Annotated in this window: 13 protein-coding genes; 6 read left to right on the top strand and 7 right to left on the bottom strand. The window is 46.4% G+C overall.

Features of this window, described 5'->3' with window-relative positions:
• Positions 1 to 217: 217 nt before the first annotated feature.
• The 5 genes from K5X84_RS05600 (at position 218) to K5X84_RS05580 (ending at position 6,661) form a co-directional block, all read left to right on the top strand.
• Entirely contained in the window at positions 218 to 1,387 is a 1,170-nt protein-coding gene (locus K5X84_RS05600) for a M14 family metallopeptidase (RefSeq protein WP_222236901.1), read from the top strand.
• A 105-nt stretch (positions 1,388 to 1,492) separates the two neighbouring features.
• Positions 1,493 to 2,101 (top strand): outer membrane protein, encoded by a 609-nt coding sequence (locus K5X84_RS05595; RefSeq protein WP_054487537.1) that lies wholly within the window; start codon positions 1,493 to 1,495, stop codon positions 2,099 to 2,101.
• A 218-nt stretch (positions 2,102 to 2,319) separates the two neighbouring features.
• Complete coding sequence (locus K5X84_RS05590) at positions 2,320 to 4,014, top strand: BCCT family transporter (RefSeq protein WP_222236900.1); 1,695 nt, start codon at positions 2,320 to 2,322, stop codon at positions 4,012 to 4,014.
• Between the two features lie 50 nt (positions 4,015 to 4,064).
• Positions 4,065 to 5,921: a DUF294 nucleotidyltransferase-like domain-containing protein gene (locus tag K5X84_RS05585; RefSeq protein ID WP_222236899.1), complete on the top strand. Its 1,857-nt coding sequence runs from the start codon at positions 4,065 to 4,067 to the stop codon at positions 5,919 to 5,921.
• A 2-nt stretch (positions 5,922 to 5,923) separates the two neighbouring features.
• A complete protein-coding gene (locus K5X84_RS05580; RefSeq protein ID WP_222236898.1) occupies positions 5,924 to 6,661 on the top strand; it encodes a 3'-5' exonuclease in 738 nt (245 codons plus the stop codon).
• Here the strand turns inward: K5X84_RS05580 and K5X84_RS05575 are convergent.
• Positions 6,658 to 7,602, bottom strand: coding sequence for a sensor domain-containing diguanylate cyclase (locus K5X84_RS05575; protein ID WP_222236897.1), 945 nt, complete (start codon positions 7,600 to 7,602; stop codon positions 6,658 to 6,660). The two genes, K5X84_RS05580 and K5X84_RS05575, sit on opposite strands and share 4 nt — an antisense overlap.
• A gap of 56 nt (positions 7,603 to 7,658) precedes the next feature.
• Here K5X84_RS05575 and K5X84_RS05570 point away from each other — a divergent pair, with 56 nt between their 5' ends.
• Positions 7,659 to 8,267 carry a hypothetical protein gene (locus K5X84_RS05570; RefSeq protein WP_222236896.1) on the top strand — a complete coding sequence of 203 codons (609 nt, stop codon included), beginning with the start codon at positions 7,659 to 7,661 and terminating at the stop codon, positions 8,265 to 8,267.
• Here K5X84_RS05570 and K5X84_RS05565 read toward each other — a convergent pair.
• From K5X84_RS05565 to K5X84_RS05540, 6 genes are all read right to left on the bottom strand, one after another.
• Positions 8,264 to 8,524, bottom strand: a complete 261-nt coding sequence (locus tag K5X84_RS05565; RefSeq protein ID WP_222236895.1) for a hypothetical protein — start codon at positions 8,522 to 8,524, stop codon at positions 8,264 to 8,266. The two genes, K5X84_RS05570 and K5X84_RS05565, sit on opposite strands and share 4 nt — an antisense overlap.
• Complete coding sequence (gene prpF, locus K5X84_RS05560; protein WP_222236894.1) at positions 8,525 to 9,700, bottom strand: 2-methylaconitate cis-trans isomerase PrpF; 1,176 nt, start codon at positions 9,698 to 9,700, stop codon at positions 8,525 to 8,527.
• Positions 9,701 to 9,714: 14 nt separating this feature from the next.
• Positions 9,715 to 12,309, bottom strand: a complete 2,595-nt coding sequence (acnD, locus tag K5X84_RS05555) for a Fe/S-dependent 2-methylisocitrate dehydratase AcnD (protein WP_222236893.1) — start codon at positions 12,307 to 12,309, stop codon at positions 9,715 to 9,717.
• Positions 12,310 to 12,390: 81 nt separating this feature from the next.
• The gene (gene prpC / locus K5X84_RS05550; protein ID WP_054487520.1) at positions 12,391 to 13,515 is read right to left on the bottom strand and encodes a bifunctional 2-methylcitrate synthase/citrate synthase; all 1,125 of its coding nucleotides are present in this window, start codon (positions 13,513 to 13,515) and stop codon (positions 12,391 to 12,393) included.
• Between the two features lie 78 nt (positions 13,516 to 13,593).
• Complete coding sequence (gene prpB, locus K5X84_RS05545) at positions 13,594 to 14,472, bottom strand: methylisocitrate lyase (protein WP_199494667.1); 879 nt, start codon at positions 14,470 to 14,472, stop codon at positions 13,594 to 13,596.
• Positions 14,469 to 15,158 carry a GntR family transcriptional regulator gene (locus K5X84_RS05540; protein WP_199494685.1) on the bottom strand — a complete coding sequence of 230 codons (690 nt, stop codon included), beginning with the start codon at positions 15,156 to 15,158 and terminating at the stop codon, positions 14,469 to 14,471. Before K5X84_RS05540 ends, prpB begins: the two co-directional genes overlap by 4 nt.
• Positions 15,159 to 15,455 lie beyond the last annotated feature (297 nt).

Here is a 15,455-nt window from a genome sequence, read left to right as displayed (position 1 = left end):
GATAGATTCGAAAAATAGATTGAGCTAATCGGATAGTCAGTATTTATTAAAAATAGAAGAGAAATGTTAGTAATAAAATTTTTTAACTTACCTGCTATACCTGAATACTTTCTCGTCTTAACTGGGATTTACAGAACTAGAGTAAAAAACTCAGAGTCAACTATATTAATGACTCTATTTAAAAAATATTACAACTCAGCCTTAATCTGGAGAATAGATGCTTTCACTGACCAGTGTCGCGTTATTTAGTCAGTTATCGCTTCAACAACCTGAGGAAGTGAACAAAGGGCCGGAAGACTGCTCTTTTGAGAAAGTCGACTTTACAACCAACTTCGCTGTTGGTCGTTTGCACCATTGTGAGAAAACTGGTGACAATCAATACAGTCTGTACCTTGAACCAGAAAGAGAAAAAATCAATCCGAGCCCTTGGTATGCCTTTGCCGTAGAGAACCTTACTGAAGAGAGTCAAACCATTGATATCACACTGGTCGCCAGTGAAGGGGTATCTCGTTATAAGCCTAAACGCAGCGCAGGAGACGATATGTGGCACCCCATTCCCTTTTCGGAAGGTGATGGCTGGCTTCAGTTTGAACTGACACTATCGGCGCAAACAAAAGAACTTATCGCCGGGCAGGAGATCATCGATAACGTCCATTACATTGAGTGGCTTAGTAGCTTAATTAAAGAGCCACAACAATCGGAAGTTATTTCTCTGGGGGTTTCTAGTGAAGGCCGCAACTTAGCGGCCTTAGAACACAAAGTGAAATCCAGCGACAAGTGGATAATACTTATTGGCCGACAACACCCGCCAGAGGTTACTGGTGCACTTGCCCTGCTCCATTTTGGCGAGCTTTTATTCAGCGACGAAGCTTACGTGGTTAAGTTTCGTCAAAAGTACAATATATTACTGGTTCCTAACATGAACCCGGACGGCGTCTATCATGGCAACTGGCGGTTAACGGCAGCTGGCATCGATATGAACCGCGACTGGAACAACCAAACGCTTCCGGAAACCCAAGCCTTAACCAACTACCTTGAAAAGCTCGTAGAAAACGGTGGTCAAATAGAGTTTGCGATAGACTTTCACTCCACTCACCGTAATGTCTTTTACACTATGCCTAAAGACTATGAGTCACCAAGTGGCGTCCCTTTAAGAAACCCACAGCGAGTTTATGACTGGATTGAAGAAATAGCCGAAATGGTCGATTCAGTGGAACTCGAATATCAACCGGGTGACCACCCCGAAAGCGGTGTTTTTAAACAATTTATCGCTGATGAGTTCGCCGCTCACGCCGTCACCTATGAAGTCAGTGACAGCGAAGACCGAAATAACATTAAAAGAGTTGCGGAAGCCGCTCTCATTTCTCTGGTGAACCGCCTAGATTAAAGGTTTCGTAAAGTTCATTGCTGCCTGTCGTTGGTGTCGCTATTTTTTAACGCAGGATAGCCAATTGGTTATCTCTGCTTAGCGACTCTCAACAAAGGAAGTATTATGAAGAAAACATTAATTGCAATTGCATTGATTGGAACTTCAACTAGCGCATTAGCGGACTCTCCTAACTGGAATAAACTTCAGGCGTCGTACATTGACACCGATATCGAAACGCCCATTGACGAAGATATCTCAATGGACGGATATGCCGTATCGGGGTCACTATCGCTGAATGAGTCCATTTTTATCTTGGCTAACTTCGACTCTGTTGGCGATGAATCGGAGTTCGGGGATGTCGACTTAGACTCGCTTAACGCCGGCATCGGGTTCAATCATGGCATCACAGAGTCCACCGATATTTTTGCAACCGTCACCTACGAAAAGCTTGAACTTGTAGGCTCTGTTGACGACATCGGCTCTGAGTCATTTGATGAATCTGGATACGGTGCCGGACTAGGTGTTCGCTCAATGTTGACAGATTTTCTTGAGTTGTCAGTAAAAGCTGATTACCTGGACATTGATGATGAAAATGCCATTCGTTACGATGCTTCAGCGTTCTTTCATTTGACTGAAAACCTGTCTCTTGGGGTTGGCTATAAACTCTACGACCTCGATGAAATTGACCAGGACATTGATACTGTCGCGGCAACAGTCCGATACAGTTTTTAATACCAGGATTGTTCCCCTAAGCACTGACGTGCGGCTCGATGCAGCGCACGTCAGTATCCTTCCTAATTAAATTTATTTCTCTAATCTATTATTTTTACAGCGAAAAATCGATCTAACTTTGAGAAATCTGCGTAGCTCTCTATACTCTAGTAATGAATTTAGAATAAATGTTTAAATTCAAGGCGGTAAAATGCCTACTTCTATAAAGGGGAGAGCTAATGTCCAAAAAAGAAGAAGAAGTGCTCCGCGGAGATAAAGATCTCGAGCGTGAGCGTAAAGCTAACGACCCAATGATTCCTGATGGTGAAGTCAATCCAATCAATACCGATTATCAAGTAGGACAAGACAACGTTGTGATGAAATTCGGGCCTTTTGGTCTCGATTTTCATAATCGCGTATTTGCCATTTCAGGACTGGCAATTGTTGCCTTTGTCTTCATAACCTTAATGTTTCAAAATCAGGCTGAACCTGTATTTACAAGCACCAAAGACTGGCTGACAGCCAATCTTGACTGGTTCTTTATTGGAGCGGCCAATATATTTGTAATCCTGTGTTTGTTTCTCATCTTTTCTCCACTCGGTAATGTCCGTCTGGGGGGAACCGAAGCCAGCCCCGATTTTTCTTATTTAGGTTGGTTTTCAATGCTATTCGCTGCCGGTATGGGTATCGGACTCATGTTTTATGGTGTTTCCGAGCCAATAACCCACTTCAGTACCGCCCTGGCTGGTACTGAAACAAATGCCGACGGTATACGCACCGACTGGGCACCTCTTGCTGGTGCCGGTGGCGATGAAGCCGCGGCAATGAAGCTGGGCATGGCTGCTACGATTTTCCACTGGGCACTGCACCCATGGGCAATCTATGCGGTACTAGCGCTAGGGCTCGCTTTATTCTCTTTCAACAAAGGGTTACCGCTTACTATTCGCTCAATTTTCTACCCTATTTTGGGTGAGCGCGTATGGGGCTGGCCAGGTCATATCATCGATATTGTAGCCATACTGGCAACCTTGTTTGGCTTAGCAACGTCACTTGGCTTGGGTGCTTCCCAGGCAGCGTCCGGCTTTAATTTCTTGTTTGGCTGGAGTGAGGGAACCACAACACAGGTTCTGCTAGTTATCGGTATTACCGCTGTCGCACTAGTATCCGTGCTTGCAGGACTAGAGTCTGGCGTTCAGCGTTTATCGCAAATCAACATGACATTAGCCGCGATTTTAATGTTGTTCGTCATTATTGTTGGTCCGACGGTCGCGATTCTGACTGGCTTTGTCGATAACCTCTATAACTACGTTGTAAACTTACCGGCCTTGTCCAATCCAGTTGGTCGTGAAGACTTAAACTTTTCTCAAGGCTGGACGTCTTTCTACTGGGCCTGGTGGATAGCATGGTCACCATTCGTGGGGATGTTCATTGCCCGTGTTTCACGGGGGCGTACTGTACGTGAATTCTTGATCTCAGTGCTGCTAATACCGTCTATAGCCTGTGTTTTTTGGATGAGTGTATTTGGTACCGCAGCTATTGAACAGTTTTTAGCTGGGGCCGAGAAAGTCGCGGAGGTTGATTTATCATTACAGCTGTTTGTGATGTTAGATGGCTTACCATGGACAGGCATTACCTCATTCGTGGGGATTATCCTTGTTATGGTTTTCTTCATTACCTCCTCTGATTCCGGTTCACTGGTTATCGATACCATCAGTGCCGGCGGTAAAGTCGAAGCGCCAGTACCTCAGCGTATCTTCTGGTGTACCTTTGAAGGGTTAGTCGCAATTGCCCTGATACTGGGCGGTGGTTTAGTTGCACTACAAGCCATGGCCGTTTCAGCTGGCTTACCTTTCACTCTTGTTCTGCTGGCGGCGTGTGTCGCAGTCATTCAGGGCTTGCGCTCTGAACCAAGAGTTGGTAAAACCACAAAATAACCTACCACGAGCGACACCTCTGGGTGTCGCTCACTTTCTAAGGTGCTTATATGGAAGCTGAGCACGTCGAAATACTGAACTTCTTACGCAAATATTCTCCATTTAATGAGTTACCGGAAGAAGAGCTTCAATTAGCCGCTAAGAACACGTCAGTAGCATACTTCAAAGCAAAGACTCAGATATTAGAGTTTAATCAGCATATCGATTCTCTGCATGTCGTCAGAAGTGGGTCTATTGAGACCTACCACAAAGACGGTTCGCTGTTTAACCGGCTGGACGAAGGTGGTTTTTTCGGTGAAGCAGGTTTACTTCGTAAAGGCCGTGTCCGCTTTCCGGTCAGAACCATTGAAGACACATTACTTTACTACATTCCGGGCGAGCTCTTTAATCGCTTTTATGACGAATACGACTCTTTTGCCGACGCGGTGGAGGTTGAAGAACAACGCCGTGTTAGCCATGCGGTAAAAGAACACGAAAACCGCAACCGCACATTGTCAGCCCGCGTCGAAACGTTAATTACACGCGAGCCTGTGGCCATCGACAAAAACGCATCAATACGTGAAGCCGCTGGTTTAATGACCGATGAGAAAGTATCGTCATTGCTTATTTACGACGGCGAAAAACAAGACAAACCTGTTGGCATAATCACCGACAAAGACTTGCGTAAACGTGTACTCGCCGTAGACAGAGATGCTTCCAGTCCGGTCTCTGACATCATGTCTGAAAATTTGATTTTTATTCAGCATAACAACCGCGTTTTTGAAGCGTTTTTAACCATGCTACGTACCAACCTGCATCACTTACCGGTGCTACGTCAGCAGAAAGTGGTCGGCGTTATTGCTTTGTCTGACGTCGCACGACATGAATCGCAAAGTAGCTTATATGTTGTTTCCAGCATTTTTAAGCAAACCAGCATTGAAGAGCTCTCGCAGCTGGTGCCTGACGTGCATAAAAGCTTTGTGCGTATGGTGGAAGAAGACGCCAACTCACGCATTATTGGCTCGGCCATGGCTACTATTGGACGCAGCTTCAAACAGCGCCTATTAGAGTTAGCCGAAGAAAAATACGGACCGCCGCCGGTTCCTTACTGCTTTCTGGCGCTGGGCTCCATGGCTCGCGACGAACAAACCGTTGTAACAGATCAGGACAATGCCATGGTGCTGGATGACAGTTTTGATCCCAAACTACACGATGAATATTTTCTTAATATCGCGCAGTTTGTTTCCGATGGCCTGAATGCCTGCGGTTATACCTACTGCACTGGCGATATTATGGCAACAAACCCAAACTGGCGGCAGCCTCTCTCTAAATGGAAGCATTACTTTAGCGACTGGATAGATAACCCATCGCCCGAAAAGTTACTGCAGTCCTCCATATTTTTTGATCTGGACGGTGTAGGTGGTGAAACCCGTTTTGCTAAAGAGCTGAATCAACTTATTCGCAAAAAGGCACCAAAAAACAAACGATTCATAGGCTCTATGGCTCGTAATGCATTGAATCGAACACCGCCGTTAGGCTTTTTTAAAGACTTTGTGATGGAAAAAGACGGCAAGCATCGTGACAGTATTAATACGAAGCGTCGTGGCACCGGCCCGGTTGCTGACTTAATTCGGGTACATGCTCTGGCCATTGGTGCGCAACGGCAAAATTCCTTTGCGCGGTTAGAGGAAATAATTGAGGCCAACGTTCTGCCGAAAGGTCGCGGCCCTGATTTACGCGACGCGCTTGAACTCATTTCTATGGTGCGAATTCGTCACCAGGCTTTAGCATTAGAAGCCGGAGATCCCCCCGATAACAATGTCGCACCGGAAGACTTATCAGATTTTGAGCGTAAAAACCTAAAGGACGCTTTTCAAATTCTTAGCAACGCGCAGAAATACCTGCGTTATAAATATTCCGGGGGCTGATAATGTTGTATCTGCCACCAGATGCTGAGAATAAACAACAGAAAAGCACCATAGACTGGCCAAAACGTTTTCAGGAGCTGGCCAAAACAGCCAAATACCCTGCCCTGAAAAAATACTATGAGGCGGGTATAGCTAGTAGCAGCTCTCCTATTAGCCATGTCCCTATGGTCGCAGTCGACTTTGAAACCACCGGTATGAACCCCGATAAGCACGGCATTATTAGCATTGCTGTTATACCCATGACGCTTGACCGAATCCACATGAGTCAGGCAAAACAATGGATTGTTAAGCCCCGAAGGCTACTAACCAATGAGTCAATTACCATTCACGGTATAACACACAGTGCCATTGAAAGAGCTCCCGATTTTTCCGAAATTATCGAGCCCTTATTAGAAGCCGTAGCCGGAAAGGTTTGGGTGGTGCATTACAACGGTATAGAGCGCCCGTTTCTACAAGGTGCCTTTAAAGAGCGCCTAAAAGAAAGCATTCATTTCCCGGTTATCGACACAATGGAAATTGAAGCGCGCTTTCATCGCCAGAAACGCAGTTTATGGGACAAGTTAACTGGTAAAGAGCGGGTGTCTATTCGTTTAAGTGATAGCAGAGATCGCTATAACCTGCCCTTCTATGCACCGCACGATGCCATGACCGACGCCTTAGCTTGCGGTGAACTTCTGCAAGCACAAGTTGCTCATCACTTTTCAGTTGAAACGCCTATTGGGGATATTTGGCTGCCTTAAGCTACGTTAACCTGCGAACGCCCGGCAGATTTTGCTTTATACAAGGCATTGTCTGCCTCGCGCATGATATCTCTTAGTGGTGTACTCGCAGGCTGTGATGATACGCCAATACTGGTGGTACAATGTAGAAGATCGTTAAAATAGAGAGCTTTCACGTTGCTAACTGCTTTATAGACCTGGTTTGCGAAATCCAGTTTTTCCCGCTTTTCCGTTTCATGAAAAACAATAGCAAACTCTTCACCGCCCATACGCCCTATTACGGTATTACTATCAGCTAGCGAGTTGAGTTTCTGACCAATGGCTGCAAGCAACGTGTCGCCCGCTTCGTGCCCGTAGTTGTCATTGATGTCTTTAAAGTAGTCTAAGTCGAGAATCATTAAACCCAGACTGGAGGATTTAGAGAGACTTTTTCGTAACTTGTCGGCATACATAAAGAATGCTCGGCGGTTATACAATTGAGTCAAACTATCGATTTCTGCGAGAACTTTTAATTCTTTTTGGGCTTCCTGAAGCTCTACTTCTACCTGTTTGCGTTCGGTAATATCCGCCGCCACTTCTAACCGAACCTGTCGTCCGTCATGCCATTGAATTAAGCGATCACGACACTGATACCAGCAATTATTACGAGTGTTCTTAAACTCCCAAAGGTAGGTATCGCCATTTTTCGGAAGTAACGGATTGGTACAAAAGTCACAAGGATTGCTTTGCCCTTTTTGTAAAACCTCAAAGCAACGCTTACCTCTCACTTCGTCAAACTCGCTAACGCCACCAATATTCTTTAGCGCATACTTGTTCATGAATAGCAGCTCGTGAGTGTCTGTGTCAGAGACATATACAACAGCGTCGAGGTTATCGAGAATATTTTCCAGGTCGGAGACTTCAGTTACTGCGCTTGGTATCATAAGTTTACGTAAAAGTACTGGCATGTGCCTTTGATTCATGTCAGGTTTTACTTTCTCATATAATTAAAAATTAAACATTATTCAATGGTCTAAAAATGAAAAATATTCTTTTTCTTACGTCAATTGCCGTCGCAAGCTTTGCACCCTTTATCAGTTCTGCCCAGGTAGTAAAGCCTGCTCCACGCGTTAGTACTCAAGCTCAGGCTGAGTTTTTTGCGGCAATTAACGAGCACTGTGGCAACTCATACGCTGGCGAAGTAACGGTTGATACCCCTGCAAGTGAGGGCTTTGAAGGCCCGTTGATTATGCATGTGCGCAAGTGCGGTGATACTAAAATTGAAATTCCGTTTCACGTTGGGGACAACCATTCACGCACCTGGATTTTAACACAAACAGGGTCTGGTATTAGTCTTAAACATGATCATCGCAAGCAAGATGGCAACTATGATCCTTTAACCATGTACGGTGGTCATACTGTTGATAAGGGTCACCCGACAGCTCAATCTTTCCCTGCTGATGCTTACTCAAAAGAACTATTTATTGAACTGGGAGTACCACAGTCGAATACCAACATTTGGCAAATGTATATCCACGATGACACATTTACCTATCGTTTAATTCGCGAAGGCAGAGAGTTTCGGGTTGATTTTGACTTAACAGAAACCGTTGATACGCCACCAACACCCTGGGGCTATGCTGATTAATCTGAGTTTCTATCGCTCCAATGAGTATTTTCATTGTCGCGCTCTTCTTTTTCCATGAGCACTAAAGTGAGATAAATCTTAGTAGGCAGCGATAAAATAACGCCAATGGCGTTCATCGCTGCCCCTAAAATATACCCACGAAAGCCAATGTCATCATTGCCGAAGGTAACAACCAACACCACGTGACCTAATAATATTAGGCTGATGCCGGTGATCATAGCGGCTTTGAGCAGTTTGGCCTGCGTGGCGTCCTTCATTTACAGTACGTCACCAGGAATGCGAACCTTTCCTTCCATTAAGACCCGCGCGCTGCGGCTCATAATGGCTTTAATAGCAGTCCATTGACCATTCACTTGTTTACATTCAGCACCGACTTGCAAGGTACCCGACGGGTGACCAAAGTTCACCATAGTACGGTCTTTGCCACCTGCAGCTAAGTTTACGGTAGTACCAGGAATTGCCGCGGCAGTTCCGATAGCAACAGCAGCAGTTCCCATCATGGCGTGATGCAATTTTCCCATCGACATCGCCCTTACCAGCAAGTCAACGTCATCGGCTTTAATGACCTTACCACTGGATGCCGTGTAATCTTTCGGCGCTGCAACAAAAGCAACTTTTGGCGTGTGTTGGCGGTTTGCCGCTTCTGCAACATTGCCAATTAGCCCCATTTTTACCGCGCCATAGGCACGAATGGTTTCAAAGCGTTCCAGTGCTTCCGGACTGCCGTTAATGACTTCCTGCAGCTCTGTGCCGTCGTATCCAATTTCTTCTGCATTAAGGAAAATGGTCGGAATACCAGCGTTGATCATCGTTGCTTTTAATGTGCCAATGCCAGGAACCTCTAGATCATCAATAAGGTTACCGGTCGGAAACATGGACTCACCATCCGCTGATGGATCCATAAACTCCACCGGCACTTCAGCCGCCGGAAAGGTGACACCGTCCAGAATAAAGTCACCGGTTTCCTGCACTTCACCATTGACCATAGGCACTTTGTTGACAATGGTTTTACCAATATTGGCCTGCCAGATACGGACTTCGCACACACCGTTTTCAGGGATACGCTCAGCATCGACAAGACCATTAGCAATAGCAAAAGGCCCTACGGCTGACGATAAATTGCCGCAGTTACCGCTCCAGTCAACAAAAGGCTTATCAATAGACACCTGACCGAAAAGATAATCGACATCGTGCTCTGGTTGAGTACTTTTCGATACGATCACGGTTTTGCTGGTACTTGACGTTGCGCCACCCATACCGTCCGTATGCTTAGCATAAGGATCCGGACTGCCGATTACGCGCATCAATATAGCGTCACGCACAGCGCCCGGCTGTTGAGCCGGCTCGGGTAAGTCCTGCAGACGAAAGAAAACCCCTTTTGAGGTCCCGCCACGCATATAGGTGGCGGGAATTTTAATTTGTGGTTTATGCATCGTTTTAGAACCCCTTAGCTTGCTTCTGCTTCTAAAAAGTCCTGAGCAAAACGTTGTAATACACCACCGGCTTCATAAATTGATACTTCTTCTTTGGTGTCTAAGCGGCACTGTACCGGCACTTCTTCACTGTCACCATTGGCACGATGAATGACTAAAGTCAGTCTCGCACCAGCTTCCGGCGTACCTTTCACATCAAAGGTTTCAGTACCATCAATATTCAGCGTTTTACGGGTTGTGCCTTCTTCAAACTGCAGTGGCAATACACCCATACCAATTAAGTTGGTACGGTGAATGCGCTCAAAGCCTTCGGCAACAATGACTTCAACACCGGCTAAGCGCACACCTTTTGCAGCCCAGTCGCGTGACGAGCCCTGACCATAATCAGCACCAGCCACAATAATAAGCGGCTGTTTGTTCTCCATATAGTGTTCAATAGCTTCCCACATGCGCACGGTTTTACCTTCAGGTTCAATTCGTGCCAGCGAGCCCTGAATGACTTTACCGCCTTCTCCTTTCACCATTTCATTAAACAGTTTCGGGTTAGCAAAGGTCGCGCGCTGCGCTGTTAAATGGTCGCCACGGTGCGTTGCGTAAGAGTTAAAGTCCTCCTCCGGCACACCCATTTTCGCCAAATATTCACCGGCGGCACTGTCAGCCATAATAGCGTTTGACGGTGACAAGTGGTCGGTGGTGATATTATCACCCAGCACCGCTAACGGACGCATACCTTTCATGGTGCGCTCTGCAGCTAATGCGCCTTCCCAATATGGCGGACGGCGAATATAGGTAGTTTGTGGGCGCCAGTCGTACAACGGGTTGTTCTTCTCACCGTAGTCAACTGACAGGTCAAACATCGGGTCATAAACCTTACGGAATTGCTCAGGTTTAACGCTCTGTTTCACAATGGCATCAATCTCTTCATCGCTCGGCCAGATATCTTTCAGCGTTACCGGATTACCGTCCGGGTCAATGCCCAATACGTCTTTCTCAATATCAAAGCGAATAGTACCCGCTATGGCGTAAGCTACAACCAATGGCGGCGAAGCCAGGAACGCCTGCTTAGCATAAGGGTGAATACGACCGTCAAAGTTACGGTTACCAGACAATACCGCCGTAGAGAATAAGTCGCGGTCAATAATTTCCTGCTGTATTTTCGGATCCAACGAACCACTCATGCCGTTACAGGTGGTACAGGCAAAGGCTACTACGCCAAAACCTAAATCTTCCAGTTCAGGCAACAGTTCCGCTTCTTCCAGATACATTTTGACCGTCTTAGACCCTGGAGCCAGCGATGATTTTACCCATGGCTTACGGGTTAAGCCCAGCTTGTTCGCGTTACGAGCAATTAGGCCGGCAGCAATCATGTTGCGTGGGTTACTGGTATTGGTACAGCTGGTAATGGCTGCGATAATCACCGCGCCGTCAGGCATTTTGCCTTCTTCCGGGTTCTCAATGTGTTTCGCAACACCACGCTCAGATAACTCCGATGCCGGTAACAACGAATGCGGATTCGATGGCCCGGCCAAGTTACGCTTAACTTTTGACAAATCGAATTTAAGTACCCGACCATACTCCGCAGACTTTAAGCTGTCAGCCCACAACCCGGTTTCTTTGGCAAAGTGTTCAACCAATTCAACCTGGTCATCGTCACGCCCGGTCAGCTTCAGATAATCAATGGTCTGATCATCAATATAGAACATGGCTGCAGTCGCGCCGTATTCCGGTGTCATATTTGAAATGGTTGCACGGTCGCCTACCGTTAAGGCTTCTGCACCTTCACCATAAAATTCCAGATACGCACCAACAACACGCTCTTTACGCAAAAACTCGGTCATTTCCAACACTAAATCGGTACTGGTAATGCCCGGTTGCAGCTTGCCGCTAAGCTCAACGCCTACAATATCAGGCAAGCGCATGTAAGATGCTCGCCCAAGCATAACGCTTTCCGCTTCCAGACCACCAACGCCCACAGAAATAACACCTAAGGCATCAACCATTGGCGTATGGCTGTCAGTACCCACACAGGTATCAACAAAAGCGACATTGTCGCGAACCTGCACCACCGGAGACATTTTCTCCAGGTTTATCTGGTGCATAATGCCGTTGCCAGGAGGAATGACATCAACGTTTTTAAACGCTGTTTTGGTCCAGTTAATAAAGTGAAAACGATCGTCGTTACGACGGTCTTCAATCGCCCGGTTCTTCTCGAAAGCATCTTTATCAAAACCGGCGTGCTCAACAGCCAGTGAGTGGTCAACAATCAGCTGCGTAGGAACCACAGGGTTTACTTTGGCAGGGTCACCGCCCTTTTCTGCAATAGCGTCACGTAGGCCAGCTAGATCAACCAGCGCCGTCTGGCCCAGAATGTCATGGCAGACAACCCGTGCAGGAAACCAGGGAAAGTCGTGTTCTTTTTTACGGTAAATCAACTGTTCCAGTGACTGCGTCAGGATATCCTGAGGGCAGCGGCGAACTAAGTTTTCAGCTAGTACACGAGAAGTGTATGGCAGGCGCGCATAAGCGCCGGGTTCAATCGCATCCACAGCAGCTTGAGCATCAAAGTACTCGAGCGTGGTACCAGCGAGTTTTTTACGGTATGAAGTCATGAGTTACCACTTATCGTCATCGTTAAACGAAAAAAGGAGCAGTCGATAACTGCTCCTGTACAAATATCAGTTCCAATCGGATTAGCGCTCTTCTAAAGCTGGAACTTTGCGCGGCTCTGGGCCCGTATAATCAGCACTTGGGCGAATAATACGGTTGTTAGCGCGCTGCTCTTTCACATGAGCGGTCCAGCCGGTCACACGTGACATCACAAAGATTGGTGTGAACAGTTTGGTTGGAATGCCCATGTAGTGATAAGCCGATGCATGGAAGAAGTCCGCGTTCGGGAAGAGTTTCTTCTCGTCCCACATGACTTTTTCACAACGCACTGAAACGTCGTATAAGCGGCTATCACCCACTTCTTCAGACAACTTCTTAGACCAGGCTTTAATCACATCGTTACGCGGGTCAAAGTCACGGTAAATGGCGTGGCCAAAGCCCATGATTTTCTCTTTGCGTTCAAGCATGCCTTTCAGCTTCTGCTCAGCATCATCAGCATCTTTCATGCCTTCAATCAGCTCCATTGCCGCTTCGTTTGCACCGCCATGAAGTGGGCCGCGTAATGAACCAATAGCACCGGTTACACAAGAGTGAATATCTGACAAGGTTGACGCACAAACGCGAGCCGTAAAGGTTGATGCATTAAACTCGTGCTCAGCATACAGAATTAATGAGGTATTCATTACTGCCGCATGCAGCTCTGAAGGCGCTTTATCGTGTAGTAAGCGCAGGAAGTGAGCACCAATAGATTCTTCTTCAGAATCAGTATCAATACGAACACCATCGTGAGTAAAGCGGTACCAGTACAGTACAATACCCGGGAAAGTCGCGAGCATGCGTTCAATGTGATCGTCCGCTTCATCAAAGCTTTCTTCTGTTTCCAGGTTCCCCAGCATAGAACAGCCGGTACGCATAACGTCCATTGGGTGCGCTGACTTTGGAATACGCTCAAGTACGTCTTTGACTTCCTGAGGTAAGGTGCGCAGTGACTTCAAACGCTTTTTATAGTCTTCTAACTGCTGTTTATTGGGCAGCTCGCCTTTCGCTAAAAGGTAAGCCACTTCTTCAAAACTGACTTTTTCCGCCAGTTCAGAGATGTCATAACCACGGTAGGTTAAACCTGAGCCGCTTTTACCAACAGTACATAGTGCGGTTTCTCCGGCTGACTGTCCGCGCAAACCTGCGCCGCTTAGTTTCTTCTCTGCCATAATGTTGTTCCCTTCTTAATTTTACAAAGTCTTTTGTATTCGATATTTCACCTGACGTGAACGTCAGACTACGTCGTATTATTTCTTAAATAACTGGTCTAATTTTTCTTCGAAATCGTGATAGTTCAAAAAGTCATATAACTCTGAGCGAGTCTGCATGTCATCTACAACGGCTTTCTGATCACCGTTCTCTAAAATACTATTGTAGACGTTCAATGCGGCTTTGTTCATTGCCCGGAAAGCACTCAGAGGGTAAAGAACAATTTCCACCCCCACATCGGCCAATTCCTGTTTATTAAACAATGGCGTAGCACCGAATTCAGTGATATTCGCCAGAACCGGCACGTTCAACGCCTCGCTGAAAGCTTTATACTGGTCAAGTGTATGGACAGCTTCTGCAAAAATGGCATCAGCACCAGCATCCACACAGGCCTGAGCACGTTCAATAGCGGCTTCCAGCCCTTGTTGTTGTAGTGCGTCGGTGCGCGCCATAATCAAAAACTGGTCATCAATACGCGCATCAACCGCCGCTTTAACGCGGTCAACCATTTCTTCCTGAGTGACAATTTCTTTGTTTGGACGGTGTCCGCAGCGCTTCTGAGCCACCTGATCTTCAATGTGCATTCCGGCAGCACCGGCACGCGTCATTTCCTGAACGGTACGGGCAATGTTAAATGCTCCGCCCCAACCTGTGTCAGCATCAACTAACAGAGGTAGATCGGTTGCTGCAGTAATACGACGAATGTCTTCACAAACATCATTCAACGACGTCATGCCTAAGTCAGGCAAACCAAAAGACGCATTCGCCACACCGGCACCAGACAGGTAAAGCGCTTTATGCCCAACCTTCTCTGCCATCATTGCTGTGTAGGCGTTAATGGTGCCAACAATCTGTAAAGGATTTTCGTCGGCAATAGCTTGGCGCAACTTAGCGCCCGGGCTTGTCATATGAGTCATGATGTTTCCTTTTGTGTTTGTAACCGTAATTCAATATTCTTACGAGACGCGCCAATATGGCGGCGCATGAGCAGATCGGCCAATTCCCCATCGCGGTTAGCAATAGCGTTAATAATGGCTTTGTGTTCATCGAAGGCGCGCGAAACTCTTGGACCATTCATTCCCATTTGTACTCGATACATACGGACAAGATAGTAGAGTTCGTCGCAAAGCATATTAATTAAATACTGATTTTTACTGCCGAGTATAATGCGATAATGAAAATCGAGATCGCCGGCTTCCTGATAGTAACTTTCACCTTCACGAACTCGCTGAGTTTCCAGGTGCTTATCGAGTAATTGCCGTAATTCATCAATTTCGTTTTCCGGCATTTGTTCTGCCGCTAAACGACAGGCCAGACCTTCCAGCTCTTCGCGTATTTGATACAACGAAATTAAGCCTTCCGGTGACAAGGTAACCACTCTGGCACCTGCGTTCGGAATTCGTTCAATAAGATGGCAACGCTCAAGTCTCGCTAAAGCTTCACGCAATGGCGCTCGGCTAACATTAAAACGTCTAGCCAGCTCAGGTTCACTAATTTTTGAGCCCGCTGCTATATCCCCTTCCACAATAGCGCGCTGTATTTCAAACAGAACTCGGTCTGAAGAGGTAATGGCTGAACGTTCTAAAGGACTGACTATTTGCATTAATTGTCGACAGTAATTATTGATTGCTCTATTTTCCATGAAAATAACGCTATTAGCAAGCTAACATGAACTAAATTGTCGACAATATTAGTGTACTCACCTTATCCTCAAAAATATCCCTTAAGCTGTCGAACTCTGTCAGTTCCGGCGTAGAAACAGCTCAAAAACCGAGTATTTCGTCGTTTTCGGTTTTATTTATCAGTCTTCGCTAGTAAAGTAAGGCCACTTTTTCCGACTTAGACCAAAGTCGAATGAGCTACTAATAACGCTAACTATTTAATATTAAATAACAAAATG

The organism is Idiomarina abyssalis (genome assembly GCF_019797805.1).
In the GTDB taxonomy this organism is placed as follows: domain Bacteria; phylum Pseudomonadota; class Gammaproteobacteria; order Enterobacterales; family Alteromonadaceae; genus Idiomarina; species Idiomarina abyssalis.
Note: the sequence above shows the minus strand (reverse complement) of the source record. Positions and strands in the feature narration are given on the sequence as shown.

Excerpts from the sequence above, each read along its gene's own strand:
- K5X84_RS05600 (WP_222236901.1), top strand. The coding sequence starts at position 218 with ATGCTTTCACTGACCAGTGTCGCGTTATTTAGTCAGTTATCGCTTCAA.
- K5X84_RS05595 (WP_054487537.1), top strand. The coding sequence starts at position 1,493 with ATGAAGAAAACATTAATTGCAATTGCATTGATTGGAACTTCAACTAGC.
- K5X84_RS05590 (WP_222236900.1), top strand. The coding sequence starts at position 2,320 with ATGTCCAAAAAAGAAGAAGAAGTGCTCCGCGGAGATAAAGATCTCGAG.
- K5X84_RS05585 (WP_222236899.1), top strand. The coding sequence starts at position 4,065 with ATGGAAGCTGAGCACGTCGAAATACTGAACTTCTTACGCAAATATTCT.
- K5X84_RS05580 (WP_222236898.1), top strand. The coding sequence starts at position 5,924 with ATGTTGTATCTGCCACCAGATGCTGAGAATAAACAACAGAAAAGCACC.
- K5X84_RS05575 (WP_222236897.1), bottom strand. The coding sequence starts at position 7,602 with ATGAATCAAAGGCACATGCCAGTACTTTTACGTAAACTTATGATACCA.
- K5X84_RS05570 (WP_222236896.1), top strand. The coding sequence starts at position 7,659 with ATGAAAAATATTCTTTTTCTTACGTCAATTGCCGTCGCAAGCTTTGCA.
- K5X84_RS05565 (WP_222236895.1), bottom strand. The coding sequence starts at position 8,524 with ATGAAGGACGCCACGCAGGCCAAACTGCTCAAAGCCGCTATGATCACC.
- prpF (WP_222236894.1), bottom strand. The coding sequence starts at position 9,700 with ATGCATAAACCACAAATTAAAATTCCCGCCACCTATATGCGTGGCGGG.
- acnD (WP_222236893.1), bottom strand. The coding sequence starts at position 12,309 with ATGACTTCATACCGTAAAAAACTCGCTGGTACCACGCTCGAGTACTTT.
- prpC (WP_054487520.1), bottom strand. The coding sequence starts at position 13,515 with ATGGCAGAGAAGAAACTAAGCGGCGCAGGTTTGCGCGGACAGTCAGCC.
- prpB (WP_199494667.1), bottom strand. The coding sequence starts at position 14,472 with ATGACTCATATGACAAGCCCGGGCGCTAAGTTGCGCCAAGCTATTGCC.
- K5X84_RS05540 (WP_199494685.1), bottom strand. The coding sequence starts at position 15,158 with ATGCAAATAGTCAGTCCTTTAGAACGTTCAGCCATTACCTCTTCAGAC.